We start from the raw sequence: 25,995 nt of genomic DNA, 5'->3' as shown, positions 1-25,995 counted from the left end.
CGACGCACTATGAAGCGTTACTCCCTGCTGCTCCTCCTGGCCCTGCTCGGCATGACCCCATCGGCCTCGTCCTTCGCTGTGGAGGACGAGATCGTCATTGTAGTCAACCAGACCAACCCCGCGCGGGCGGCGAGCCGCGACACACTCCGCCCGATCTTCCAGACGACGCGCACCGAGTGGTCCGGCAGGTCGATGATGCCGGTGAACCTCCCCGAGGACTCCGCGCTGCGGAAGCGCTTCGACATGGCGGTGCTGGGCCTCGATCCCGAGGGCGTCGCCCGCTACTGGATCGACAGGAAGATCCGCGGCGGCGAGCGGCCGCCGCGCAAGGTGGCGAGTCCGAGCGCCGTGCTCCGCGCCGTGGGCGAGGAGGCGGGCGGTATCGGCTACCTCCTTGCCAGCGACGTGAACCCCACCGTCAAGGTGATCGCGCGCATCCGCGACGGCCAGGTCTTGCCGCCGTGAGTCCGTGGAGAGAGGAACGAACGATGGTCATTCACCCGTCTCGCATCATGCCGCCCACCCGTCGCGGCGCCCTGGTCGTCGCCCTCGGCGCGATCTCCGCGGCGATGCTCGTGGGATGCTGGGATTCCGACCCCTGCGACCCGGGCCAGCAGGTCATCGGAAACGCGTGCTTCGCACCGTTCCCGCCGCCCGGCGCCACGAGCAGCGGCAGCGCCGCCGGCAGCGGCGGCAGCGACGCCACCAGCAGCGGCGCCACCGGCAGCGGCGGCAGCGACGCCACCAGCAGCGGCGCCACGGGCAGCGGCGGTAGCGACGCCACCGGCAGCGGCGGTAGCGGCGACGGTGGCGCTGGCGGCGGCGCCACGGGCAGCGGCGGTACCGGCGGCGGCAGCCCCTAGACTGCGCGGCGCGGGTGCCGCGCAAGAGGGCTCAGAACAGGATCACCTTGCCATCGAGCGGAAGCGGGGACGAGTTCGAGAACACCAGCGAGCTCTCGTCGAAGTCGCCGCCCAGCGTGACGACCACCTCGCCCTTCAACGTCCGGAAAGCATAGCAGAACTGCTGTTTGCTGCCCCGGTACCGCCGCGCCACGTCGCTCGCGCGGCGCAGCTGCGGCAGCTCGGCGTGAAGCGCTATCTGGAACCGCGCGAGGCGGCTCTTCACCTTTCCCATGAGCTGATTGACGACCTCACGCATCCAGTCGTCGACGCTGTCGAGCCCGGGCGGCAGCCCCGTCATCGCGCGAAACACGCCAGGGTGCGCCGACAAGGCCAGCAGGCCGGAGAAGCCGGGCGCAGAGAACTCGACCGTGCTCGCGGGATCGCTGTGAACGAGCGCCTCGTCGCGGCTCTCCCCGATGTCCGCAGGCGCTATGGCGACGCCGTAGAAGTGGAAGAGCTCCACGGTCGCGCCCTGAACGAGGACGTCGATGGTCCGCACCTTGCGCGACGAAGCAGACCTTGGAGCGGACGACGGCTCGCTGGACGGGCCGGAGCGCCCAGGCCCGGAGGATGGCTGCCCGGATCGGGGCGGGGGGAGCGAGTCGCGACGCTCGGCGCCGGGTCGGTCAGGGATGCTGTGCCCCGACCTCATGTCGGACTCACCCTCCGGTGTCGTGCTCCGCCGCCGCATGACAAACGCTCAACTTAGCTCATCTATCCCTCGAGGACCAATGCGGTCCTCGGACAGGACGCACGAGCACGCGACGGCCTATCTATCACATCTCTATCACATCTGACCACGCCTGACCACGCACGTCAACGCTCGGCCACGTGTGAGCACACACACTTGCCCCACTCACCGGACGCCGCGCTTTGCGCTTTACAGGCGTGACCGGCAGCGCGCGAAGCGGCGGGGTCCACGAGGAGATTGACATCAGCGAAAGTTCCAGGATTCCCTGATCGCCCGATGCTGAAGCGCAGAGATTTCCTTCGAGCGACGCTCGTCACCGCCGGCGCGCTGGTCGTCCCGGCCTGCGGCGATGACCCCGAGACGATCAACCCGCTCGACGACGAGCGCGAGCTCGCGGACGGCTCCGAGTACTTCCCCCAGTCGGTCGCCTCCGGCGATCCGCGCCCCGGCAGCGCCGTCCTCTGGACGCGCGTGCAGGACGGCGCAGGGGATCTCGATCTCGAGGTCGAGGTCGCGACCGACGCCGGGTTCGCGCAGCGGGTGGCGCTCGACGCCGGACAGGCGAAGGTGAAGGCGCTCGCGAGGCACGATCACTGCGTGAAGGTGAAGGTCCGCGGCCTCGCGGCGGGCACGGTCTACTACTACCGCTTCATCTACGTGAAGGGCGGGACGAGCTACGCGTCTCGCGTGGGGCGCACCAAGACCGCCCCGGCCGAGGAGGCGGACGTCAAGGTCCGCTTCGCCTACGTGTCGTGCCAGGATTACGTGGGCCGGTACTACAACACCTACCTGGCGCTCGCCCAGGAGGAGCTCGATTTCTTCGTCCACCTCGGCGATTACATCTACGAGACGGACGGCGATCCGAGCTTCCAGAGCACGACCGGGCGCCGCGTCGTCTTCACCGACGTGGCCGGCAGCATCTCCCTCGGTGACGGCGACGGCGCCTACCACGCGGCGAGATCGCTCGATAACTACCGGGAGCTCTACAGGACATACCGCTCCGACGCGAACCTCCAGAAGGTCCACGAGAGCTTCCCGATGATCGCCACGTGGGACGACCACGAGTTCTCGAACGACTGCTTCGGCGCCACGGCCACCTATTTCGACGGCCGGCAGGACGAGACCGACGCGGACCGGCGCAAGGCCGCGAACCAGGCCTGGTTCGAGTACCAGCCCGTCGATTACGGCGACGACGTCGAGCTCGACCCGGACGCCTCGCTCCCGGACGAATTCCACATCTACCGCGACTTCGTGTTCGGCCGGCACGTCCACCTGGTGATGACCGATCTGCGCAGCTACCGGCCGGATCACCTCATCCCCGAGGACGCTTTCCCCGGCAGGGTCGCGCTCGATCAGCCGAAGCTCGTGGCCGAGCTCGGGGAGGTCCCCGCGGCCGCCCTGCCCTACGTGGACGTGGAGACCTACGGCGACGGCATCTATGCGCCGGTCCTCCTCGGGGCCGCGGAGACCGTGGGCTACGACCCCGCCGAGGTGACGGGGAAGATCAGCGTCGCCTTCATCAACGAGATCGTCGCTGCGGCGAACGAGGACCTGCCCGCGGACATGCAGATCCCGCTCATCGACGCCGCGGAAGCGGGCCTGGAGCGGGGCATCGCCTACGTGGATTTCGGCAAGATCAACGCGTACGGCATGATCGGCACCCGCTACTTCACGGCCAAGGACACCTTCGATATCTACGCTGCCATCCGCTACAAGGAGACGCAGGGCGCGAGCGAGGACATGATGGGCGCCGAGCAAGAGGCCTGGTTCCTCGACACCATGGAAGGCTCGAAGGCGACCTGGAAGGTATGGGGCAACGAGTTCTGCCTCGTCCAGCTCGCCGTCGATCTCAGCCCCTATTCCCTCCCCGCCCAGTTCAAGCGCAGCTTCTACACGACCACCGACGCCTGGGACGGCTTCCGCAACAAGCGGGACGAGCTGCTCGAGAGGCTCGTCGGGCTGGGGGGCGTCGTGGCGATCACCGGCGATGTCCACGCCTTCTACGCTGGCACGCCCGGGCCGAGCGGCGATCCCACGAAGAAGATCGTCGAGCTCGTCGGCGGCGCCGTCTCCTCGGCGTCCTTCCGCGAGATCCTGACGAGCCAGGTCGCGAGCGATCCGACGCTGCGCGGGCTCCCGGGCGCCGCGGCGCTCGCCCTCAGCATCGACACGCTGCTCACGTCGCCCGAGACGAAGATCAACCCGCACCTCGCCCACGCCAACAGCAGCGCCCACGGCTATGTGGTGGTCGAGGCGAGCGGGCAAGAGCTCGTCGCCGACATGCGGAGCATCAAGGCCACCGAAGCGCAGACCGACTACTCGGCAAGGATCGGCGACCTGAAGATCAGCAGCAAGCGCTTCCGCACCCTCCCCGGGGAGAGCGAGCTCTACCTGGACGACGACGGCGCCTGGAAGCGCTGGGATCCCACGACGCAAGCGTGGGTCTGACGCCCGGCAGCCCGCGACAGACCGTTCACGGCATCAGGTGGAGCATCGCCATCATCCCCAGATCCGCGTGGTCGAGGATGTGACAGTGGAACATCCACATGCCGGCCCGGTCGTCGAACGGGATGGCGATCCGCACGGCCTCTCCAGGCACGAGGTTGACGGTATCGCGCCATGCGCGCACGGGCGGCTCGGCGCCGTCGATGTCGAGCACCTGAAAGAAGAACCCGTGCAGGTGGAACGGGTGATCGTAGTTGGTGGTGTTCATCAGCGTCCAGATCTCGACCGTGTTCGTCTTTGCAGAGAACATGAGAGAGCCGTCCGTCTGGCCGTTGATCCCGAGCACCGCTCCGTCGGAATCGCCCTGCTCCATGAACTCCACCGCCTGTCGTTGCGCGCCCGTGGTGTCGATCGAGGCGATCTCGGCCAGCCGCTCGGGGAGCGTCGGTGCGCCGCTCCCCGGAGGCTCGTCGGCCAGCTCGAGGCGCATGAGGTCCTTGGGATCAGCCTCGTTCGGCAGGTGGAATCGATTCGCGTCCAGGAGCGGGATCACCACCGGCTCGCCCTCGACGGGCAGCATGGTGAGCTCCGCGCGCTCCCCCGGGGCGAGCGTCACCTCGTCCACGGGTAGCGGGCTCTCCGAGAGGCCACCATCTCCGCCGATGAGCACGAGCGGCTGGCCCGGCACGGCGAAGCGGAAGTAGCGGCTGCGCGCGGCGTTGACCACCCGCCAGCGCTGCGGAACCCCCTCCCGCGCCGCGACCGTCGGCAGGATCTTCCCGTTGACCAGGACCGTCCCGCCCTCGCGCCCGAAGTAATCGCCGAACCATCCGCTCTCGTCCGCGGGGGTGAGCGAGCCGTCTTCCTCGACGCCGATGTCGCTCATCACGAGCAGCAGCTCGTCGCCGAGCGTCGCCTCCTCCGCGGCATCCTCGACCACGAACGCGCCGTAGAGGCCCGCACCGACCTGGGCGCTCGAGCGAAGGTGGGGGTGGTACCAGAACGTGCCGGCGTCCGGCACGGTGAAGGAGTACTCGAAGCCCTCGCCCGGCTCGATGGGCTTCTGCACGTGCTGCGTCCCATCCATGGCCGCCGGCACGCGCAGACCATGCCAGTGGACCGTCGTCGCCTCGGGAAGGTGGTTCTCGAGCTTCACCACAACGCGGTCGCCCTTCTTCGCGCGGATCGTCGGACCGGGGAGCATCCCGTTGTAGGTCCAGACCTCGGTCGTGAGCCCCGGGACCACCTCGATCGCGGCCACCCTGGCCTCGAGGTGCACCTCGACCACGTCGGGCGCGGGGTCGTGATCCTCGGCATCCGGCAGCCGCAGCGCGTCGTCCCAGCCCGCCGGCTGCCGGAGATCCGGCGGCGCCTCTTCCGCGCCGCACCCCGCGAGCAGGGTCATGAGCGATAGGAGTACCGCAATCTCTCCGGCAAAACGTGCCGAGGACACGCACCCTTTGCGCCATGCACGGGGCAAGGCGCATCCGATCCAGCGCATGCGCCGCCCTTTGCAAGGCGCGATCCCTCACGGGCGAGCCGACCTGGGTTGTGTGGGGTGACCCCGCGGGCCGTGGAGTGAGCCTCGCCGCGGGACTGCACGGCGCGGGCTACCGCCCGAACGCGCCGATCGTGAGGGTCGCGCCGTCGTTGCGCGCCTTGGCCTGCTGGTGCGGCGTGTACTGGTGCTCGACCGGCGGGAGGCCGTCGAGCGAGGCGCCAGCGCCGATGAGCGGCGCGCTCGCGGCCGGCATGAAGTCGTGGTCTGCCGCCGACGCGAACGCCGGATCGACGCCGAAGATCGAGTCGTCCAGGCCGTCCACCTGCCCGATCACCTTCACCACCTCCCGGACGGGATCGAACGGCAGCCACCCGTTCGTCACCCAGTTCCCGGACAGGGTGAGGGCCCCGGCGGCCACGCCGTCGCGGTCCCCGAGGAAGGTGACCGCGCGGAGCTCGGTCGGCTCCAGGCTGCTGGCGAACACGTTGTTGCGGGCGTCGATCTGCTCGTCGTTGGTCGAGGCCTCGAACATCGCCGAGCGATCGTAGTCCTCGTAGTTGTCGTTCTTGACGAAGACGGTGTTGGAGAAGAAGTGGAGCGTGCCCTTCCTGTAGTACTCGGTCTCCCCGCTGTCCCCGCCGTAGTGGATCATGGACGCTCCGTAGCCGTTGCGCAGGAGCACGTTGCCGTAAATGAACGTCTCGTGGAACGACGGCAACGCGACCGAGTCGGTCGCCTCCTGCGCGTCGACGAGGTCGATCAGGTGGGCGCCGTCCTCGATCCAGTTGTACCGGATGACGACGCCGGCCGAGCGCTCCTTGATGTTGTTGCCGTTCCCGCCGCGCGTGGGGCCGAAGCGGTTGAACTGGTAGATGACGTTCGAGGCCTCGTTGTAGACGTTGTGCTCGTTGTAATCCTCGAGGCTTCCATTGTCGTGGATGTAGTTCGACTCGATGAGCACGTTCGTGGTCAGGATATCCCCGCCGGCCGTGCCGATGAAGAGGCCATTGGCGTTCTCGTGCACCTCGCAGGCGCGGATGGTCACGTGATCGCCGCGCTCCACGAAGATGCCGGCCGCGGGGTCCGAATAGGCCGCTTCCGAGCCCGACTTGTCGGTGAAGCGGTGGGGGCGCGACGCGTTCTTGATCTCGAGGCCCTCGATCGTGATGTGGGTCGGCTCGAGCTCCCACGGGTCGTCGTGCTTGTGCCCGACGATGATGAGCCCCCTCACCTGGTGGCCGTCGAAGGGGAAATCGAGCTCGGGCCGGGTGGTCGCGTCCTGACCGTCGATCACCGGCAGCTCGCCGTTCGGCCCCGGGACGCCACAGAGCCGGATCGGCTGCTCGGCCGTCCCCTGGCCCCCGAGCATGATCTTCTCGTGGTACGCCTCGGCACGCCAGAAGATGCGCACCGTGTCGCCGGCGACGAGCGATTCAAGCGGGACGTCGCCGATCGCCTCGAATTCCTTGCCAGGGCCGACCTGGTAATCCTTGCCGCTTCCGACGTGGCTGCAATCGACGTGAATCGGCGGAATGTTCACGACGGGCGGAGGGAGCGGCGCCGGACCGCCGTCGCCATACGTCGTTCCGCCAAGCTCGCCGGTGCAACCGGCGGCGAGGAGCAATCCGGTCACGCAAGCTCGAACCCTCACAGAATTCTCCACCATATGGGCCATAAAAGCTCCATTGTAATTTTACACATCGCGAGGCCTTCTCGCCTCGGTGAGGCAAGATGACACGCCGATCCACTTTGTCATGCGACCAGACATTGCTGTGGTCGCATCTTCCGCCCCCAAGGTAGCAGGATGTACTCCAGACTCGCGCCGGATGCCGCTTTCGCGAGAGGCTTGCTAACGGGTCGTTCGTTACATCGAACCATCTTCCTTACATCGAACCATCGATGACAACGGCGCTCCTGTGAGAAGAAGTTGAGCCGCCAGGGACGCCAAGAAGGGATTTTTCTCGCGCCTCTGAGGGTTTTTGGGGTCCTGTCGGTTCTCTTCAATCAACGGCCCCTCGCGTCATTCGAGACGATGACGTAGGCTATGCACAGGGTGCATGAGCTCCATGCGGCCTGTGAGCTGGACCCCGCCGATGAGTCAGTCGATCATCCACGATGGATAGAAGCCCCGGTTCGGCGATCGCTCAATGCCGAGCCCCGGCGGACGGCGAACACGCAGCACAGCATGGCTCGATAATTCCCGGGAGAATCGAGCTGAGGCCCCTGCGATCCAGCCCGCTGTGTTCAGCGACCGCGCGAGGACTGAAGCCATGAAGCGAACGAAGCCTAGCGGCGTGAAACCCCTCGACGTTCTCGATAGATTCACCGCGCCAGGGCGGCGCGCGACGGCGCTCGCCGGCGCGGTTGTCCTCGCGGCGTCCCACCTGCTCTCGGGCTGCGTCGGCGACCTCGGAGGCGACCGCGGCGGGTCGCCTAGCGCGAGCGGGCTGGTCGACGTCGCTCCAGCGGGGATGCGTCGGATGACACCGGAGCAGTTCACGAGCTCGATGCGCGACCTGTTCGGCGATCCGGGGCTCGAGCTCGACCTCGACCCGGACACGGGAGAGGTCGCCTCGCTCCTCGCCGTCGACAAGCTCAACGCCGCGGCGGAGGCGATCGTCGCGCGGCGCGCGTCGTGGGGGACACCGGTGTTCCCGTGCGACACGAGCGGCGCGGACGACGAGGCGTGCGTGGACAGCTTCGTGCGGACGTTCGGGCGCCGCGCCTTCCGGCGCACGCTCGACGAGGCCGAGGTCGCGATGCTCAAGGGCCAGTACGCCCGGGCGCGGAAGGAGCAGTCGTTCGAGGACGCCCTCCTCGTCGTGCTCGAGACCATGATCCAGTCGCCCAACGTCTATTACTTCGTCGAGCTCGGCCGCGACGGGGACGGGAGCGAGCCGCTCGCCTCCGGCGTCCGTCCGCTCACGGGCTGGGAGCGGGCGTCGCGCCTGTCGTATTTCCTCTGGAACACGACGCCGGACGACGCGCTGCTCGACGCCGCGGAGTCCGGCGCGCTCGACACGGCGGAGGGCGTGCGCGCGCAGGCGGAGCGGCTCCTCTCGAACGACCGCGCCCGCGCCACGGCGAGACGCTTCTTCGCCGATTGGCTGGAGCTCGACGGCACGAGCAAGCACGCCTCGCTCGAGAGCGCGCCGAAGAGCCCCGAGATCTATCCCGAGGATTCACCCGCGCTGCGCGCTGCCATGCGCACCGAGCTCGAGGCCCTCGCGGAGCGCGTGCTCTTCGAGGGGGACGGCAGGTTCGAGACGTTGCTCACGACGACGGACGCCTACGTGAACGGGTCCCTCGCCGCGCTCTACGGGGTGGAGGGCCCCGCCGACGAGCGGACGTTCTCGTGGGTCTCCCTCCCCCGCGATCAGCGCGCGGGGATCTTCACGCGAGCGGCCTTCCTGAGCGTGTTCGGCAGCATCGAGGTCAAATCGCCGATCCGCCGCGGCGCGTACATCCTGGAGCAGGTGCTCTGCCGCCCCCTCGGCCCGCCGCCCCCCAACGCCAGCGACGTGCCGGTCAAGGGCGGAGCCGTCGAGGAGAACGGCGAGGTTGTGCACAGGACGATCCGCCAGGACGTCGAGGCCAAGACGTCGAGCGGCGCCTGCGCGAGCTGCCACAGGACCATCAACCCGATCGGCTTCGCGTTCGAGCATTACGACGCGCTCGGGAGATGGCAGTCGCAGGAGGCGGGCGGGGACGCGCAGGCACCCTACCTGCTCGACATCGACGCACGCGGCAGCCTCCCTGCGCTCCCTCCGGACGAAGAGGGCGTGGAGGTCGACGGCGGCGTCGGGATGTCGGCGGCCCTCGCGGCGAGCCCCGCGGCGCGCGCCTGCCTCACGAAGCGCTTCTTCCAGACGGCGCTCCGGCGCGTCCCGATCGACCAGGATCTCGCGTCGATCGAGGCGGCCACGCCGACGCCCGAGAGCGGCGGCAGCGTGCGTGATCTCATCGTCTCCCTCACGACCAGCAACGCCTTCTTGCACCTGCGCCAGATCGAGGAGTGAACCCATGAGCCGCGCCGCTTTCAGCCGAAGGAATTTCCTCCGCACCGCGACCGGTCTGTGCATCGCCCTGCCGCTGCTCGAGGCAACCCATGGAGACGTCTGGGCCGCGAACGGCAGGGCCAGGCGGTTCATCGTGTTCTTCAGCCACGGCGGCACGATCACGTCTCGCCACTCCTCCGGGGAGAAGGGGGATCCCTGGAAGCCGGGCGCCTGGAGCATGCTCGACCTCTGGGCGCCCGGCGGCGAGGGGTCGGCGCTCGAGGTCCTCGGCGAAGAGATGGCTCCGCTCGAGGCCCACAAGGGCGACCTCACCCTGCTCCGCGGCGTCGACGACGCCGCCGGGATGCTCCAGGGAGACTACGGCGGGCACCACGGCTGCTCCAACGCGACCGTGCTCACCTGCGCCGATACGACCTCGGGAGGCGACGACGCCAGGGCGCTCGGCCCATCGATCGATCAGGTGATCGCGCAGCGGCTCGCCGGCGAGAGCCCGGCGCCGTTCTCGTCGATCGATCTCATGGTCGACGGACACAACTACGGAGAGCCGCTGTACAACGCTGCGGGCGAGCAGGTGTCCAGCGAGAAGGACCCGACGAGCGCCTTCGACCGGCTCTTCCAGGACGTCACGGAGACCGGGGCGGGTCCGACGCCCGAACAGCTCCGGCTCCGCGCCCACCGGAAGAGCGTCCTCGACGGCGTGAGCGAGCACCTCGCTGCCCTGAAGGGGCGCGTGAGCGCGGCCGACAGGCACCTGCTCGACGCGCACGCCGAGCACATCCGGAGCCTGGAGAAGAAGCTCGAGGGCATCTCCAACCTGGCCGCCTGCACGAAGCCGGATGTCAGCGGAGCGCCCGTGTACCAGGGATACGGATCCTACACGGGAGGGGGAATCGAGGAGGCCGCTCCCCTGCTGGTCGACGTCCTCCTGCATGCGTTCCGGTGCGGTCTCACGCAGGTGGCCACCTTCCAGGTGGCCGACGTCCTGACGAGCTGGCTGCCCCAACCCTACAGCACCGACCTCGGCCACAGCCTCGGCCACGCCGCCCTCGACGTCGGCCCGAGCGGCGCGGAGCCCGACAGGCTCGAGGACTGGCGCGCGACCATCCTCGCGAATCGCAACTGGCGTATGGAGCTCTTCGCACGCCTGCTCGACGGGCTGAAGAGCACCCCCGAGGGCGACGGCACGATGCTCGACAACAGCGTCGTGCTCTTCACGAGCGAGTTCGGGTGCGGCGGCGGGCACTCGCCCCGCGATATCCCCGTCCTGCTCGCCGGCAAGGCAGGCGGCAGGTGGCCGGGCGGCCGCCACGTCAACTACAACAAGCGCGCGAGCGGGGATCCCACCCAGTCCGACTACGAGACCGACGTCTCGATGCACAACGTCTACACATCGATCCTGCGCGCCTTCGGCTACGAAGACGAGCACTTCGGGAACGACACGGCGTACAGGAAGGGCCCGCTCGCGGAGCTGCCGTGAGAGACGTGCGAGGCGCCTTCAGCGCGCCCCGCTGCTGGGAAGCACCGCGGCCCCGGAGAAGGCGGGGTTGTCGCGCCTCGGGGGCAGCTTGCTCATCGCCCGCTCCGCCATGGCCGTGATGGTGAGCGACGGGTTCACGCCCAGGTTCGACGGCACCATCGAGCCGTCGACAACATAGAGGCCCTCGTGGCCGAACACCTGGTTGCGCTCGTCGATCACCCCGCGCTCGGGGCTCTCGGCGATCGCGCAGCCGCCGAGGATATGCGCCGTGGTCGGTACGTTGAGCACCGCTTCGTTGATGGCGTTGCGCGGGGTGCCGTCCATCAGCACGGCCAGCCGCTTGCCGACCTCGTTGGCGACGGGGATGTACGCCGGCGGCTTCGGCTGGTCGGGCGGCCTGCGGGTGGTCATGCCGCCGCGTTTCCAGACGAGCTGCATGTAATTGTCCAGCGTCTGCATCACGAGGAGGATCGTGGAGCGCCTGGCGAATTTGAACGGCAGGAGCCCCGAGATCAGGTCGATGGGGTGGAGCAGCCGCCGCCCCAGCCAGCGCAGCCAGCGCGGCAAGCCCGGCGCGTCGTCGGTGAGCACCGTGCCCAGCGCGCCCATCACGTCCGAGCCGGCGGGGTAACGCACCGGCTCGATGTGCGTGCGCGCGTCGGGGTAGATGCCGCTCGTGATCGCGATGCCGCGGGAGTAATCGACCCGATCGTCGCTGGCCGTCACCCCGAGGATGACCTCGCTGTTGGTGCGCACGTAATGGCCGAGCTGCGGGGAGAGATGGGGTAACCGACCCTCGGCCCTCGCCTTCAGCAGGAGCTTCATCGTGCCGAGCACGCCGGCGCTGAGCACGACACCGCGCGCCCGGAGCGTGCGGCGGCGCTTCCTGAGCAGCGCGGTGGAGCGCTCCAGGGTGAGCTCGTAGCCGCCGCCCGGGAGCGCGTCGATGGCGGTGACCATCGTCTCGGGCTGGATGGTACAGCCCTTCTTCTCGGCCAGATAAAGGTAGTTGAGGTCGAGCGTGTTCTTGGCGCCGAAGCGGCAGCCCACCATGCATCCGCCGCAGTGGACGCACGTGGCGCGGTCGGGCCCCTCGCCAGCGAAGAACGGGTCTGGCACGCGCTGCCCTTCCTGCTCGCCCTCCCTCGCGAAGAGGACGCCCACGCTGGCGACGTGGAACGTGTCCCCTCGGCCCATCTCGTCGGCGATCTGCCGGAGCTGCCGATCGGCCGGCCAGAGCTTCGGGTTCGCGGTCACGCCGAGCATGCGCTTCGCGAGCTCGTAGAAGGGCATCAGCTCGTCGCGCCAGCTGGTGCCGGCCGGCCAGCCTGGGCTGGTGAAGGCCTCGGGCGGGGGCACCAGCAAGGTGTTGGCATAGACCAGCGAGCCGCCGCCCACGCCCGCGCCCGAGAGGATGAGCGTGTCCCTGAGCAGCGTCAGCCGCTGGATGCCGTGACAGAGCAGCCTGGGCGCCCAGAGGAACTTCCGTACATTCCAGTTGGTCTTCGGGAAATCCTCCTTGCGCCAGCGCTTGCCGCACTCGAGCACGGTGACGCTGTAGCCCTTCTCGGTGAGGCGCAGCGCGGAGACGCTGCCGCCGAAGCCCGAACCCACGATGGCGAAGTCGACGTCGAAATCCATGCCACCCACTTCTCGGGGCGGAGTATGGCCCAGCCGGTCTCCAGAGCCCACCGGCGGACGCGGCTCGGCGTCGCGCCTCGCGCCTCGCGCCTCGTTGACCGCGCGCCCGCGCTCCGACGGCGCCGCCGCCGCGAGCGACGCGCGCCGTCCTGGCGAGGCGCACGCCTCCGCGGGGATCTCGGCGGCCGGAGGACGCTCTCGACGTCCGCGCTGCGCCCAGGTCAGCGCGGGTGCTGGTCGGCTGCTCGCTGCGCAGCAGCGTCGCGCGACGGCGCCCGGCGCAACACCTCCACCCGTGGCTTCCACCGCTGGTACGCCCCGTGCGTAGCGCCACCGCGGACGAGGAGACGCGAACCATGGGCCATCCGACCATTTACCCCACCGGGGTCACCCTCTATGACCCGGACCGGAGCTGGAACGGCTATACGATCTTCCAGGCTGCAGGGCTCGGCGCGCTGCTCATCGACATGAACGGCCGGGAGGTGCAGCTCTGGAGTGGACTGCACGGGTTCCCCAACAAGCTCTTGCCCGGTGGACAGGTGTTCGGCAGCACCGGGGAGCGCGACCCGCGGCACGGGGCGCAGGACCAGATCGACCTCGTCCAGGTCGACTGGGAAGGCAACGTGGTGTGGCGCTTCGACCGCCTCGAGCACATCCACGATCCCGGCGAGGCGCCGCGCTGGCTTTCGCGCCAGCACCACGACTTCCAGCGGCAGGGCAATCCGGTCGGCTATTACGCGCCCGGCCAGGACCCGCTGGTCGACCGGGGGAGCACGTTCCTGCTCGTGCACGAGAACGTGCAGAATTTCGCCATCTCCGAGCACCCGCTGCTCGATGACAAGATCATCGAGGTGGACTGGAAGGGGAACATCGTGTGGCAGTGGCGCGCCCACGAGCACGTCGAGGAGCTGGGCTTCGATGAGGCCGCGCGCGCCGCCCTGCGCCGCGATCCCAGCCTGCGCGCGCCAGGCGGCAGCGTCCTCGGCGCGGGCGCCGCGGCCGGGGGGATCGGCGACTGGCTGCACATCAACTCGCTGTCCCTGCTCGGGCCGAACCGGTGGTACGACGCCGGGGACAAGCGCTTTCACCCCGACAACCTGATCTGGGACGCGCGCGAGGCGAACATCATCGCGATCGTCGACAAGAAGACGGGGCGAATCGTGTGGAAGCTCGGCCCGCGGTACGACGGCAGCGAGGCGGAGCGCCGGCTCGGCTGGATCATCGGCCAGCACCACGCCCACCTCATCCCGCGCGGGCTGCCGGGCGAGGGCAATCTCCTCGTCTTCGACAACGGGGGCTGGGCCGGCTACGGCGCCCCCAACCCCGGCGCGCCGAGGGGCCTCAAGACGGCCCTGCGCGACCACTCGCGGGTGCTGGAGATCGACCCCACCACGCTGGAGATCCGCTGGCGATACACGCCCAGGGAAGCGGGCTTCGTGATGCCGCTCGACGCGGCGCGCTTCTACAGCCCCTTCATCAGCAGCGCTCAGCGGCTGCCCAACGGCAACACGCTCATCACCGAGGGCTCCGACGGCCGCATCTTCGAGGTCACCGCGGGGCACGAGATCGTCTGGGAGTACATCAGCCCTTACTGGCGCAAACCGCCGCTCAGCCTCAACCTGGTGTACCGGGCCTACCGGGCGCCGTACGCCTGGGTACCCCAGCTCCCGGCGCCGCGGCAGACGCCGGTGCCGAGGCTCGACGTCACCACGTTCCGCGTCCCGGGCGCTGCGCCCCTCGGCCGGGACCGGGTGGTGGAGCTCCGCGGCGCCCAGGGCTACGCCGCAGAGGCGGATTTTTGCGTCGCGCCCACGGAGGGGAGCGAGGTGCAGAGATGATCGGCGTCAGGCGGACCTGCGCGCGGGCGCCCACGAGCTCGGCGCGCTCCCGTGCGCCTCACGGCGCGGCGAGCTGGCCTCGTCGGTCGCTGCGCGGAACGACGAGCGCGCGCTGCTGGTGACCGGCGGGGCGCTCGCGGGGGCGTGGGAGGCGCTGCGCGTGGCGGCCGAGCCCGGAGGCGAGGAGGCGTCGGCGGCCCTTCTGTGGTGGGGTGCGTGGCGGCCTGCTCCCGCCGAGCGCGCGGTCGCCCGCGGCACCGGCGCGGAGCCGAAGCGCCGCGACTCGGCCCCGGTGCGCCGGGAGGGGTGAGCGCCCGGCTCCGTGCCCTCCAGCGGCTGCACGCCATCCGGAGGCGCGGCGTCCCCCCACCGGTCGTCCCAGGCCTCGATCCTCGCATCCGCCAGCTGGCGCGCGACCACCTCGAAGAGACGATCGAACGCGGAGCGCTGGGTCTGATCGCGGGCCGTGCGGTCCCGCTCCCCCGCAGGATGGGGGAGGAGAAGGATTGAAGCTATCCGGAAGTGAAGGCCAAAGGCGAGCACGACCTCGGATGCCCCAGCCGATCCTCGGCGGCCCGCGCCTCCTCTCGGAAATTCCCCCGAACCCGAGCACGCCGCCGGGGCTGCCGCAGCGACAGCAGCAACCCTCGCAAGAAATAAGGATTCCCGCCTCATACCCGTACGTACCCCGAGCGTTCTCGTTCGGCTCAACGAAAACGCCGCGGCAACCCCGGCGGAAGTTTCTTGTCAGGAGCTCTTCCTTTGTGACGGCGAGGCGGTCCGCGGGAGAAGAGGGGGCGCAGCACGACGATGACATTCCGTGTCTGCCGGAGGTCGTGGACGGCGCAGCCTACGGTGCCACGTTGCAGGGTCATGGGGCCACCACGTTGCAGGGTCATGGGGCCAGGGGGAGACGACGTGATCGGTCTCGACGATGCCCGAGACCGCGAAGCGTGTCGAGGTCCCCGGAGCCGGGCGCGAAGCGACCGGCGACGTCTCTCTTTTTTGCAGGGTCATGGGGCCACCGAGGCCCCCTGTAGGCTCCCGTGCAGGGTCCGCGACGCTCACGAGCAGGAAGGTCCACCCCGCCCCCGGCGGCGCCCGCGGTCACGTCGACGAGGGTGGGCCAGGCGCGCCGAGTGGAGCGAGGGGTCAGAGGCGCGGCCCCGGGCGTGACCTCGTCGCCGGGGCCGCAGCGGTCATCGCCGCTTGCTGCGTGGGTGGGTTGGCGGCTTGCTGCGCGCGGGCAGTGGCGGAGCCGTGTTGGTCTCGTCGAGCTTCGGCTTGAGCCGTGGCCTGTACGACTCGCCCTCGATGATGAAGTCGAACGCCGCGTTCTTGAACCGATCGACGGCGCTCTGCGCGAGTAGCACGTCGTCGAACATCGCGATCCACTCGGCTGTATCGCGGTTGCTCGTGACGATCATCGATGCATTGCCCGTACGTTCGAGGAAGAGCTGGTACACGTCGCGGCTCTCTTCCTTGTTCATCGCCTCGAGCGCGAAGTCGTCCAGGATGAGCAGGTCGACGGTCGTGAGCGCGACCATCTCGGCGTCGCGTGAGTTGTCGAGCCTGCTCTGGCGCAGCCTGCGCAGCATCGCGTCGGCGCGCAGAAAGCGCACGCTGTAGCCGTGCTGGCACGCGAGGTGTCCGAGCGCGCTCGCAAGGAAGGTCTTGCCCACGCCGACCGAGCCGAGAATGACGATGTGCTTGTGCTCCTCGAGAAAGCGCAGGCTCGTGAACCCACCGAGCAGACGCTTGTCGAAGCTGACCTTCGCGGTCTTGTCCCAGAGCTCCAGACGCATGCTGGGATTGAGCCCGGCGTCGCGCACGCGGCTCTCCGTCGCGCTCGCCTCGCGGCGCGCGATCTCGTCGGTCAGCAGCATGAGCAACATCTCCTCGTGTCCCATCGACTGCTTCTCGGCGAGCAGGAGGCGCTCGCGTAGCGTCGCGGCGATGCGGCCGAGACGCAAACGCTTGAGCGCCGTGACGAGCGCAGGGTCGACGTCACTGGAGCTCATCACGCCTCCTCCTTCGCCGCGGCAGCCGCCGGCGTGCGTGTCGCGAAGTGCTCGGTGCTGCGCGCGAACCGCGGCGTGGGGAGCGCAACGACCTTGCGCTCATCGGTCGACGGTGATGCGGGCGTCTTCGCCGTCTCGAGCATGCGCGCAACGCGCTGGACGTCGACGACATCGAACGCGAGCGCGCTCTGGCAAATCGCCTCGACACGCCCGCTTCCGAACTTGTTGCACAGCCGCAGCAGCGCGTAGACGAGCCGCATGCGCGTCCAGGGGAGCGGCACGTCGAGCAGCCGCTCGGCGTAGATGCCGACGTGCGCACCGCACTTCTTCGCGCTCGCGACGAGCGAGGCCACGTCACGCACCGCCGCGACGTCCTTGCCCGCGGGGTAGTCGCTCGGGTCGGTTGCGCGTTTGCCCGGCGCGACGCGCGCGTGCACCTTCACGAGCTCCGTGCCGGCGTAGATCCTCACCGACACGCTGTCGGCGCGAACGCGCACCGTGCTGCCGACGTAGCGCGTAGGCACGCTGTAGAGCGACCGGAGCACCTGCACGTGATGATCGGGGTGCACCTTCGCGTCAGTCCAGTGCGGCACGTCGAACGGCTCTGCCGGCGCCGGCTTCATCGCGCTCTTCTCGCGCGCTTCGAACACCTCGCGCGGCACCTCGCGTGTCGTGCCGTGGACGCGCGCGCCGGCGACGTCGCGACACCATCGCTCGGCGGACGTGCGCGCCTCGTCGAGGCTCGTGAACGACTCGCCGTCGAACCAGCTCTCCCGCACGTAGGCGACTTGGTTCTCTACCCGCGCCTTGTCTTTGGGCGACCTGACGCGCGCGGCATCGACGAACAGCCCGCGCGTCTGCGCGTAGTCGAGGAAGGCGGGCACGAGCACCGGGGCGAGCTCGTCGGCGCGCAGCACGATGGCCTTCATGTTGTCCGGGAGGATCACTCGTGCCATCGCGTCAAAGAACTTCCACGCTGCATCCAGGCCCGCGCACACCGCCGCTGTGGTCTGCTCGAACGACGGCCACACGAACTGGTAGCGGCTGTACGCGAGCGTCACCACCAGCACCCACAGGTTGCGAACCCGCTGCGTCGTCGGGTCGAACAGCCTGCCCATCAGGCCGAAGTCGACCTGCGCGACCTCGCCGGGCTCGGTGTCCGCGACGCGAACCGTCGGCGTCTTTTTACGCCACGCCAGCTCCTCCTTGGCGAAGCGTCGGAGCGTGTAGTAGCTCGCGCTGACGCCGTGGTCGCGCTTGAGCAGCGTGTGGATCTTCCGCAGCTTCAGCGGCCGAGTTTGGGTGAGCCAGGCCTCAATGCTCGCGCGATGCGCGCCGATCTGCTGCCACTCCTCACTGGCGTCGGGCACCGGGCGCGCCTGTACACGCTGGGCGATGGCGTGGATCTCCTCGTCCGTCGGCTCGCGGCCGCGCGGCAGGGGCAGCGTCGCTGCGGCATCGAAGTACCTGCCGACCGTCTTGCGGTCGAACCCCGTCTCGCGCGCCACGTGACGCGCGCTCTGACCCGCCGCACGACGGCGGAGCATCTCCTTGATGTCAACCATGATCAGCTCTCGGTAGGGCATCGGCCTCCTTCCGACGGCGACCCGCGCCGTCGTCGCAAGGAGCCCATTTCAGATCCCGACCGCGGCGTCCCGAGCTGGCCCCATGAGGCTGCAAAAAACCTCGGAAGCTGGCCCCATGACCCTGCAAAAAACTGGGTCACGCCCCCGCGCGGGTGGCCCCATCCTCCTGCAATTGGGGTGGCCCCATGACCCTGCAAAAAACGCCGTCAGGTGGCCCCATGAGGCTGCAAACTGGCAGCCTACGGTACGCGGCTCGTTGAGGCTCATCACACCTCCGATGGATCGACGAACGCCGGAACGGCCCCCTCTTCCGTGTCCTCGACCTCCTGGTTCCGTCCGCCAGAGGTCCGGCCAGGGATCCGGCGGGAGATTTCAACGCAAAGACGCAAAGTCGCAAAGTCGCAAAGACGCAAAAATGCAGACCATGTTATTCTTGCGCCTTTGCGCCCTTGGCGTCTTTGCGTCAAATCTCGCTTCGTTCGCGAGACAGATCCCTGGTGGGATTTCTGACACGCGGAACTAGCGACAGATACCCGTGACGCAGTTCTGTCCGTCGGTGCAGGCGGTGCCGCACGCTCCGCAGTTGCTCTCATCGTTGCTGAGATTCACGCATCGGTTACCGCAGTACGCCAGCCCCGCATTGCACGTGCACTCGCCAGCGGTGCAGAACGAGCCGCCGCCGCATGTGTTGCCGCACGCCCCGCAGTTGAACTGATCGAGGTTCGTGTTGACGCAAAGCGGATCGCAGTAGGTCTGCCCCGCCAGCGGGCATGTGCAGGCGCCGGCCTGGCAGGTCGAGCCCGCTTTGCAGGTGGTGCCGCAAGCCCCACAGTTCATGCTGTCTGTCTGTGTATCCACGCACAAAGGGTCACAGAACGTCTGGGTCGGGGGACACGGAGGTTCGCTGGCCCCACCCTGTCCCCCCGAGCCGTCGAGGCCGCCTTGTCCCCCCGCGTCGCCGGTGCCGCCCGCGCCGCCGGTGCCACCCGCGCCGCCGTCACCGCTCCCGCCTTGCCCTCCGGCCCCCCCGAGCCCGCCCGCGCCGCCGGTGCCCCCCGCGCCGCCATCACTGCTCCCGCCTTGCCCTCCAGCGCCGCCGAGCCCGCCCGTGCCCCCCTGCACGTCTCCACCGCTCCCCCCGTCCCCGCCAGTAGCGCTACCCGTGCTCGTGGTGGTGGAGCCTGACGTGGCGCTCGTCTCCTCCTGGGTGCTCTCGCCGCCGCTACATCCGACCATCGGTACCGAACAGACGCCCACGCCCGCCAGCCAACCCAGGATCCACATGTTCACGCGCGCACGATGCATGTCGTCCTCCAGATGTAAGAGGTAAGTGGAGTCGTGCCAACATCATGACTTGCTCTGGACAGCTTCGACGACTCCCATGGACCGCTGTCGCTGCGGACGGCGCGTGCGGCTCAGCTTTTTCTCATCTCGATTCCGAAAGAACGACTGCCTCTGTTCGGGGCACCACAGAGAGCCCAGAACGAGCCCTTCACCCGAAGCCTCGCGTCCCCCATCACAGGTGCGCCCGCATCGCTGCAGGACACATGAGCCTCAACACCGACCGACCGGCCCCGTCCTTCGCAAGGCGTGGAGGCGCTCAGCTCCCACTCTTGCGACGCCACGACGGTATCGGTCCACGACCAGGGTCGGCGACGCACATGCGGCGATGGGCGCTGCGCCTAGCGCAGGCTTGGCTCCCTCTCCCGATTCGACAGCACCGTGGCGGCCACCGTGCGTGCGCGGGCGGAGTTCTTCAGAGCCCGAGCATCGCCCGCTAGGCAGCGGACGGCGCTAATCCTCCTCGTCACTCTCCATCTCGGTGTTCGGCGTCGGCCGAGAGACATCGTCTTCCTGCCGCAGCCCCGAATACACAATGAAGGATCCCGCGACCGGCAATAGCCATATCAGCGCGCTTTGCAGGAGCTTCTGGTCGCGCGAGTACAGCTCGCTCCGCCACAGGCGCACGGTGATGAACGCCTGAGCGAGGATCGCCGCGGCGACTGTTATCCACGCAAGGATCACACGCATGACCTACAGCGTAGCCGCCATCCGCCTCACGCGCCCCGTCGAGCGCGTCCAGCGGGCTCAGCCGGCGTCTTGGCCGGGATCCAGCGGCGCGCCGCCGGCCGCGCGCGGCCGCCTCCGGTAGAGCAGCCGGCTCACCGGCAGCCCGTCGGCGATCGCGTGGTGCTCGCGGGGGCTCCTCGCGCCGTAGGGGTTCTCGGCGAGGTGCGGCGAGCCTGGCGCGTCGCCCGCCGGCTCGAACGCGGGGTGCGCGCCGATCTGCTCGGCGTAGAGCGCGCCGCGCTCCTCGACGTCGGTCTGCACGAAGAGCTCCCCGCCGTCCACGAGCAGGCGCGCGAGGCTGTCGAGCAGCGCCGGGCCCATCACGAGGCGCTTCGTGTGGCGCTTCTTCCACCATGGATCCGGAAAGTGCAGGAAAAAACGCGCGATCGACGCGTCGGGCCGGAGCCGCGCGAGCGCCTCGCGCGCGTCGGCGTTGAGCGCCCGTACGCGGCCGCCGAGGCCGCCCTTCCTCAGGCGCCCATCGACGATCGCCGCCCACTTCAGGCGGATCTCCAGCCCGAGCAGCCGCGCCTCGGGGCTCGCCGCCGCGCGCTCGAACAGGAAGCCGCCGCGCCCGGGGCCGATCTCGATCTCGACGGGGCCGGCGCCCGGGATCAAGGCGTCGATGGAGACGTCTTCGCCGTCAGGGAAGCGAGGCGCGTCGGCGTAGGGGTGGTTCGGGCGCGGCTGGAAGACCATGGAGCCCCGGCGCTCTACCAAATGCCGGCCGCCCCCGCGCGGGAAATCCGCCGGCCACCCGGCGCGCGAAATCGCTGTCCCCGGGCGGCGCGGTGGTATGCGTCGGGCCCCATGGCGGCACCTCCGGCCCCCTCCCGGCTGCGCGCCCTCGCCGCGCGCGCCCTCCCCTATGCGCCCGCCCTCGCCGCGAGCGGCGCGCTCGGCGCGCTCTGCATCAGGGCGATCCTTGCGCAGGCCGGGCGCCCGGCCCTGCCGCTCGACGACGCGTTCATCCACATGCAGTACGCCCGGCGGCTCGCCGAGGGCGGCTTCTTCAGCTTCGTCGCCGGCGACGGCTACTCGAGCGGCGCCACCAGCCTGCTCTGGCCCGTGCTGCTCGCCCCCTTCCACGCGCTCGGCCTGCGCGATCTCTCGCTCGTCTATGCGGTCTGGGCGCTCGGGCTCGTGTTCCACGCCGCGCTCGCCGTCGAGACCGCGCGCCTCGCGCGCCCCCTCGCCGGCCCCGCGGCCGCCGCCGGCGCAGGCGCGATGTGCGCCGGGTTCGCCGCGTTCGCGTGGTTCGCCTGGAGCGGGATGGAGACGGTCGCGTTCGCCTGGATCCTCACCCGGTCCGCCCGTCTGGCAGCGGCGCTCTGCGAGCCAGCACCGCCAGAGCCCGCCACGGACAGCGCTGCCCCCGCGCAGGCGCCCGGCGCGCCCGCGCAGCCACCCGGCGCGCCCACGCAGCTGCCCAGCGCGTCGATCGCCCGCTCCCTCGCGCTCTGCGGCTTCGTCGCGCCCCTGCTCCGCCCGGAGGGCGCGCTCGCCTCCCTGCTCGCCGCGATCGCGCTCGCCCTGTGGGCGTCACGCTCCGCGCCTCCAGCGCCCCTCCCGGCGCCGCCCCTCTCCGCTCCATCCCCCTCCCGCAGCGGCGCTCTCTGGCACTCCGCGCGCTCCGCCGGGCGCCTGCTCGCCCTCGCGCCGCTCCTCGGTCCGCTCGTCGTCCCGGCCTTGAACCAGCTGCTCGCGGGCCACCCGACCTCATCGACGACGTCCGTCAAGTGGCTGATCGACAACCCCAACTACGACGGACCGACGCTCAGGGCCGCGCTCCTCGACAACGTCCGGCTGCTCGTGACCGACGTGATCGACGGCGGCCAGTGGACGGCCGTCTTCCTCCCCGAGGGCTCCGCCGCCGTCATCGCCCTCGGCGCCGTCGCGCTCGCCGTGGCAGCGCACCGGAGGGGCCGCCCAGCGCACGCCGCGATCGTGGGCGCCCTCGCGCTCGGCGCGCTGCTGCCCTGCACGTACCTCAGCTTCCTCTGGAACCGCGTGCGGTACGTCTGGCCCTTCGCGCCGGCGTGGATCGTCATGGCCGCCTGCCTCGCGCGCGAGCTCGGCGACGCCGCCCAGCGGCTCCGGCCCTCGCTCCACTACGTGACGCCCCTCCTCGCCGGCGCGTTCGCCGGCGCCCTGGCCGCGCGGCTGCCGTGGGCCATCGGCGACCTCGCCAACTCCGCCCGCGCCATCGATCGGCAGCAGGTCTGGCTCGGCCGCTGGGCCGCGCAGCACCTGCCGGAGGACGCCAGGATCGGCGTCAACGACACGGGCGCGCTCGCCTACTTCAGCGGCCGCAAGACCTTCGACGTCGTGGGCCTGACCACCGAGGGCGAGGCGCGCTACTGGGTGGCCGGCGCCGGCTCCAGGTTCGAGCACTACGAGAAGCTGCCCCCGGAGCGCCGGCCGACCCACTTCATCGTCTACCCGCACTGGATGGCGTGCGCGCCGGTGCTGGGGCGCGCGCTGGTCGACGCCACCGTCGAGGACCAGGCCATCCTCGGCGGCACCACGATGATCGCCTACGAGGCGCGCTGGGACCTCCTCGGCTCAGGGGCGCTGCCGGTGCGGTCCGTGCCCGGCGAGCGGATCCTCGACGAGCTCGACGTCTCGGACCTCGAGTCCGAGGCGGCGCACGCCTATGCGCTCGATCCGCTCGCGGACCAGCGCAACATGGCGATCGCGCTCGCCGCGCCCGAGAGCAGCGCGCCAGGGGAGCTCGACCTCACGCGCACGGAGCTCGCGGACGGCGGCCGCTACCACCGGACAGCCGATCGCTTCGTCGCCCACCTCGCGGCGCTCCCCGCCGAGGCGCACCTCGTGCTCCGGGTGGCCTCGGACGACGGCGCCGAGCTCGCCGTCTCCGTGGCGGGCCAGGCGATCGGCACCATCGACGTGCCGCGCGGACCGTGGGTGGAGCGAGCGCTGCCCCTCCCCGCCGCACGGCTCTCGACGCCGGCGCCGATCGCGATCACCCTGCGCCGCGGCGCTGGATTCCACGCCTTCCATTACTGGATCACCGGGCGCTGACGCCGGCCCCCCGCGCGGCCCGCCCACCGGGGAACACCACACCTTCTCACATCGACTCCCGTCGAGTCGCGCCCCGGGTGCAACTCCCGCTCCCAAGATGCGCTCTCGAGAGTCGAGAGCGCGCCGGCGGGCTCGCGGCGCTCCACGTCGAGCGTTCAGGACAGCCGTTGACGCATCCTGGTATTCGTGTAACATCGGGATGTTCGCGCAATACAGCAAGTCAGCGAACAGATCCGTTGCAGACTCGTGGGGGAGACCGGGCGGCGCGCGCCCGCTGGCGCCGCCGCGCGCCGCCATGGCCGGCGGTCCAGGCGTGCTCCAGGACCTCGGGCCACCGGCACGCCGGCTCGCCCCGATCCTGTGCGCCCTGCCCGGCGCTCGAACGTGGGGAATCGATGCGCAAGTCGGCTTTGCTCCTCTGCTCGCTGCTATGCCCTCTCGGGGCGGCGGGCTCCTCCTGGGCGCAGACCCCGGGGAGCGAGGCGCTGGCCAGCGGCGATGACGGCGGTCAGGGGCAGTTCCTCTCGCTCGATCTCGAGGAGCTGCTCAACGTGAAGGTCTCGTCGACTGGCTTCTTCGAGACCGAGAGCAAGACGTCGACCGGTCAGGCGCGCCTCTATGATGCGCGCACGCTGAAGCTCCACGCCGTCCGCTCGCTCGACGACCTCTTGCAAGCCCACCAGCCCGGCGTCCTGATCGGCGAGCACGAGCGCACCTCGCGCCTCATCGGCGTGCGCGGCGTGCTCATCGACAACAACGCCAAGACGCTCGTCATGGTCGACGGCGTGAACACGAACATGCGCGCCCATTTCGGCGCCATCGGGAGCACGCTGGCCGTGCCCCTCACCGGAGACATCGAGCGGGTCGAGGTGATCCTCGGCCCCGGCGCCATCGTCCACGGCTCCGGCGCGATCAGCGGCTTCGTCAACGTCCTCAGGCCCACGGGGATCACCCGCCCCGGGCTCTGGGGCAAGGCGTCGTATGCCTCCGGCGACACGCGCACCCTGGAGGTCAGCTACGGCGGCCTGCTCAGCGAGAAGCACAACGCCGATTGCTTCCTCTACTTCGGCCACGCCGACAACGAAGGAGAGCTGCCGGAGGCGCCCCGGCCGAACACCGCGGAGCTGTACGGCAAGGGCTACGCCGGCGTCACGACGTCTCCCTTCCTGCGCCACACGCGCGTCAACGCCCTCGGCGAGCCGAGCTACAAGGGCTTCGGCCGCTTCCGCTACGGCTCCGAGCGCAGCCCCGTCAGCGTCGATCTGCGGCTCGACTACGCGCAGACGTCGATGATGGGCAACGCCCCGAACAGGGCCATGACCCGCGAGCAGCTCGCGGGCCAGTGGTCCGACAGCAACACCGGCCATCTGCGACAGAGGACGTTCACCGTCACGCCGGAGATCCACGTCCACCTGTCCAGGCAGCACAAGGTCGAGCTGGTCCCGACCTTCTCGGCCTTCGAGACGGCCCTCGTCCCGGCCGACTGGGTCGCAGACGAGATGGCGAAGGCGTCCAATCCGGTCCCGGGCGCAGGGGTCCTGCCGGTCGGGGGCCTCGGCGAGGAGCACCGGGACATCAAGGCGGTCTACAAGACGACGGCGCTGCCGAACAGCCAGCTCGCGATCGGCGCGTCGGCGAGCCACAAGCGCTTCAGCGGCCAGAGGTCCCGCTGGGGACGGCTCTACGGGACCGCCTTCGAGTCCCCGGAGAGCTTCTCGTGGACCGAGCTCGCCGCCTTCGGCGAGAGCACCGCCACCTTCCGCGATCTCACCGTCTCCGCGGGCCTGCGCTTCGATCACACCGAGTTTGGAGAGCTGAACCTCCGCGGGGGCCTCTCGCGCGAGCCCGAGCCGGTGAGCAGCCCCTCCTACCGCGTCGCGGCCGCCTACGCGATCAGCGACACGCAGAACGTCAAGCTGTCCTACCAGAAGGGCTTCCGCTTCCCGGACGCCGCTTACTTCAACTGGCTCGAGCAATTCAACGCCGCCTTCGAGGACGAGCCCATCGCGCCGCTCCCCTCGCTCGTTCCGGAGTCCTCCCACCTCGTGGAGCTCGATTATGTCGTGGGCCTGCTCGACGAGCGCCTCGCCCTCGACGTCGCGGTCTTCTATGAGCGCTACAAGAACCCCCTCGGCTGGGTGTCGTGGGATCAGGTGCGGCCCGAGGACTTCGAGGACCACGTGGCCCACAACCCCAGGCACCCGTCCGCGGGCGGCTGGTGGGGCAGCTTCTCGAACAGCACCGCGGACGTCGACGCCCTCGGCGGCGAGATCGGCGCGATCGGCGACCTCGGCGGCGGGTTCGCGGGGGACCTCTGGTACAGCGTGTCGAAGCCGTTCGGCCCCGAGAGCGACCTCAACATCCTGACCAACTGGGACGGCGAGACCTGGGCCAACTACCCCATCCACCTCGTCAAAGGCCACCTGAGCTACAGCGCCAGCCGGTTCACCGCCGGGCTCGCCGCGACCTTCCGGACTGGCATGAACAGCCACGGCTCCAGGGACGCGCCCGCCCACGACACGGACGATCTGCCGCCCAGAGATCGGATGGCGGCGCGATCGGCGTTCAACCTCGACGCCGCTGTATCCTTCTCGCCGCTCGAGCGCGTCTGGGTCTCCGTGTTCGGCAAGAACCTCACCTTCAACAAGGTCCCTCCACCGTCCTACGACTCGCACCGGCTGATCATCACCACCGGTCGCCCCTACGTGGGCGCCTCGGTCGAGGCGTCTTACTGACGCCGCCGGCCTGCGCGGGAA

General features: G+C 69.8%; 18 protein-coding genes. 9 read left to right on the top strand and 9 right to left on the bottom strand.

All coding sequences use genetic code 11. The features are described 5' to 3' along the window. Positions 1-9 precede the first annotated feature (9 nt). Together WME82_RS04460 and WME82_RS04455 are read left to right on the top strand one after the other, a co-directional pair. Positions 10-465: a hypothetical protein gene (locus WME82_RS04460; RefSeq protein ID WP_437744295.1), complete on the top strand. Its 456-nt coding sequence runs from the start codon at positions 10-12 to the stop codon at positions 463-465. Positions 466-488: 23 nt separating this feature from the next. Next, a complete protein-coding gene (locus WME82_RS04455) occupies positions 489-863 on the top strand; it encodes a hypothetical protein (RefSeq protein WP_438041807.1) in 375 nt (124 codons plus the stop codon). Between the two features lie 31 nt (positions 864-894). Here the strand turns inward: WME82_RS04455 and WME82_RS04450 are convergent, their stop codons facing one another. Further along, positions 895-1,404, bottom strand: coding sequence for a chemotaxis protein CheX (locus WME82_RS04450; RefSeq protein ID WP_437744293.1), 510 nt, complete (start codon positions 1,402-1,404; stop codon positions 895-897). Positions 1,405-1,872: 468 nt separating this feature from the next. On the opposite strand from WME82_RS04450, the gene WME82_RS04445 reads away from it, so the two are divergent. After that, positions 1,873-4,044: an alkaline phosphatase D family protein gene (locus tag WME82_RS04445; protein WP_438041806.1), complete on the top strand. Its 2,172-nt coding sequence runs from the start codon at positions 1,873-1,875 to the stop codon at positions 4,042-4,044. Between the two features lie 25 nt (positions 4,045-4,069). Here WME82_RS04445 and WME82_RS04440 read toward each other — a convergent pair whose 3' ends face one another. After that, complete coding sequence (locus tag WME82_RS04440; protein ID WP_438041805.1) at positions 4,070-5,446, bottom strand: multicopper oxidase family protein; 1,377 nt, start codon at positions 5,444-5,446, stop codon at positions 4,070-4,072. 205 nt (positions 5,447-5,651) lie between these two features. Next, positions 5,652-7,175 (bottom strand): right-handed parallel beta-helix repeat-containing protein, encoded by a 1,524-nt coding sequence (locus WME82_RS04435; RefSeq protein ID WP_438041804.1) that lies wholly within the window; start codon positions 7,173-7,175, stop codon positions 5,652-5,654. Positions 7,176-7,812: 637 nt separating this feature from the next. Here WME82_RS04435 and WME82_RS04430 point away from each other — a divergent pair. Together WME82_RS04430 and WME82_RS04425 are read left to right on the top strand one after the other, a co-directional pair. Beyond that, entirely contained in the window at positions 7,813-9,561 is a 1,749-nt protein-coding gene (locus WME82_RS04430; RefSeq protein ID WP_438041803.1) for a DUF1592 domain-containing protein, read from the top strand. 4 nt (positions 9,562-9,565) lie between these two features. Beyond that, on the top strand, positions 9,566-11,038 hold the full coding sequence (locus WME82_RS04425; protein WP_438041802.1) for a DUF1552 domain-containing protein: 1,473 nt from the start codon (positions 9,566-9,568) through the stop codon (positions 11,036-11,038). 18 nt (positions 11,039-11,056) lie between these two features. On the opposite strand, the gene WME82_RS04420 is transcribed toward WME82_RS04425, so the two are convergent. After that, positions 11,057-12,679 carry a GMC oxidoreductase gene (locus tag WME82_RS04420; protein WP_438041801.1) on the bottom strand — a complete coding sequence of 541 codons (1,623 nt, stop codon included), beginning with the start codon at positions 12,677-12,679 and terminating at the stop codon, positions 11,057-11,059. A gap of 356 nt (positions 12,680-13,035) precedes the next feature. On the opposite strand from WME82_RS04420, the gene WME82_RS04415 reads away from it, so the two are divergent. Further along, entirely contained in the window at positions 13,036-14,517 is a 1,482-nt protein-coding gene (locus tag WME82_RS04415) for an aryl-sulfate sulfotransferase (protein WP_438041800.1), read from the top strand. 118 nt (positions 14,518-14,635) lie between these two features. Then, positions 14,636-14,827, top strand: coding sequence for a hypothetical protein (locus WME82_RS04410; protein WP_438041799.1), 192 nt, complete (start codon positions 14,636-14,638; stop codon positions 14,825-14,827). An 889-nt stretch (positions 14,828-15,716) separates the two neighbouring features. On the opposite strand, the gene WME82_RS04405 is transcribed toward WME82_RS04410, so the two are convergent. From WME82_RS04405 to trmB, 5 genes are all read right to left on the bottom strand, one after another. Next, entirely contained in the window at positions 15,717-16,538 is an 822-nt protein-coding gene (locus WME82_RS04405; RefSeq protein ID WP_438038802.1) for an ATP-binding protein, read from the bottom strand. Further along, a complete protein-coding gene (gene istA, locus WME82_RS04400; RefSeq protein ID WP_438038801.1) occupies positions 16,538-18,124 on the bottom strand; it encodes an IS21 family transposase in 1,587 nt (528 codons plus the stop codon). Before istA ends, WME82_RS04405 begins: the two co-directional genes overlap by 1 nt. Positions 18,125-18,643: 519 nt before the next feature. Next, entirely contained in the window at positions 18,644-19,360 is a 717-nt protein-coding gene (locus WME82_RS04395; protein WP_438041798.1) for an MXAN_6577-like cysteine-rich protein, read from the bottom strand. 558 nt (positions 19,361-19,918) lie between these two features. Further along, complete coding sequence (locus WME82_RS04390; protein ID WP_437744282.1) at positions 19,919-20,155, bottom strand: hypothetical protein; 237 nt, start codon at positions 20,153-20,155, stop codon at positions 19,919-19,921. 57 nt (positions 20,156-20,212) lie between these two features. After that, complete coding sequence (gene trmB / locus WME82_RS04385) at positions 20,213-20,893, bottom strand: tRNA (guanine(46)-N(7))-methyltransferase TrmB (RefSeq protein ID WP_438041797.1); 681 nt, start codon at positions 20,891-20,893, stop codon at positions 20,213-20,215. 111 nt (positions 20,894-21,004) lie between these two features. Between trmB and WME82_RS04380 the strand changes: the two genes are divergently transcribed. Continuing rightward, positions 21,005-23,239 (top strand): hypothetical protein, encoded by a 2,235-nt coding sequence (locus WME82_RS04380; RefSeq protein ID WP_438041796.1) that lies wholly within the window; start codon positions 21,005-21,007, stop codon positions 23,237-23,239. Between the two features lie 395 nt (positions 23,240-23,634). Further along, positions 23,635-25,974: a TonB-dependent receptor gene (locus tag WME82_RS04375; protein WP_438041795.1), complete on the top strand. Its 2,340-nt coding sequence runs from the start codon at positions 23,635-23,637 to the stop codon at positions 25,972-25,974. Positions 25,975-25,995 lie beyond the last annotated feature (21 nt).

Origin of the sequence: Sorangium sp. So ce128 (assembly GCF_051525245.1) — a bacterium.
Classification (GTDB): Bacteria; Myxococcota_A; Polyangia; order Polyangiales; family Polyangiaceae; genus Sorangium; species Sorangium cellulosum_B.
The sequence above is the reverse complement of the archived record's forward strand: the minus strand, read 5'-3'. Positions and strand labels throughout refer to the sequence as shown.

Bases quoted from the DNA above. Each gene is read 5' to 3' on its own strand.
- WME82_RS04430 (WP_438041803.1), top strand. From the start codon at position 7,813: ATGAAGCGAACGAAGCCTAGCGGCGTGAAACCCCTCGACGTTCTCGAT.
- WME82_RS04445 (WP_438041806.1), top strand. From the start codon at position 1,873: ATGCTGAAGCGCAGAGATTTCCTTCGAGCGACGCTCGTCACCGCCGGC.
- WME82_RS04405 (WP_438038802.1), bottom strand. From the start codon at position 16,538: ATGAGCTCCAGTGACGTCGACCCTGCGCTCGTCACGGCGCTCAAGCGT.
- WME82_RS04415 (WP_438041800.1), top strand. From the start codon at position 13,036: ATGGGCCATCCGACCATTTACCCCACCGGGGTCACCCTCTATGACCCG.
- WME82_RS04425 (WP_438041802.1), top strand. From the start codon at position 9,566: ATGAGCCGCGCCGCTTTCAGCCGAAGGAATTTCCTCCGCACCGCGACC.
- WME82_RS04380 (WP_438041796.1), top strand. From the start codon at position 21,005: ATGGCGGCACCTCCGGCCCCCTCCCGGCTGCGCGCCCTCGCCGCGCGC.
- WME82_RS04390 (WP_437744282.1), bottom strand. From the start codon at position 20,155: ATGCGTGTGATCCTTGCGTGGATAACAGTCGCCGCGGCGATCCTCGCT.
- WME82_RS04460 (WP_437744295.1), top strand. From the start codon at position 10: ATGAAGCGTTACTCCCTGCTGCTCCTCCTGGCCCTGCTCGGCATGACC.
- WME82_RS04420 (WP_438041801.1), bottom strand. From the start codon at position 12,679: ATGGATTTCGACGTCGACTTCGCCATCGTGGGTTCGGGCTTCGGCGGC.
- WME82_RS04440 (WP_438041805.1), bottom strand. From the start codon at position 5,446: ATGACCCTGCTCGCGGGGTGCGGCGCGGAAGAGGCGCCGCCGGATCTC.
- WME82_RS04375 (WP_438041795.1), top strand. From the start codon at position 23,635: ATGCGCAAGTCGGCTTTGCTCCTCTGCTCGCTGCTATGCCCTCTCGGG.
- WME82_RS04395 (WP_438041798.1), bottom strand. From the start codon at position 19,360: ATGGTCGGATGTAGCGGCGGCGAGAGCACCCAGGAGGAGACGAGCGCC.
- istA (WP_438038801.1), bottom strand. From the start codon at position 18,124: ATGCCCTACCGAGAGCTGATCATGGTTGACATCAAGGAGATGCTCCGC.
- WME82_RS04455 (WP_438041807.1), top strand. From the start codon at position 489: ATGGTCATTCACCCGTCTCGCATCATGCCGCCCACCCGTCGCGGCGCC.
- trmB (WP_438041797.1), bottom strand. From the start codon at position 20,893: ATGGTCTTCCAGCCGCGCCCGAACCACCCCTACGCCGACGCGCCTCGC.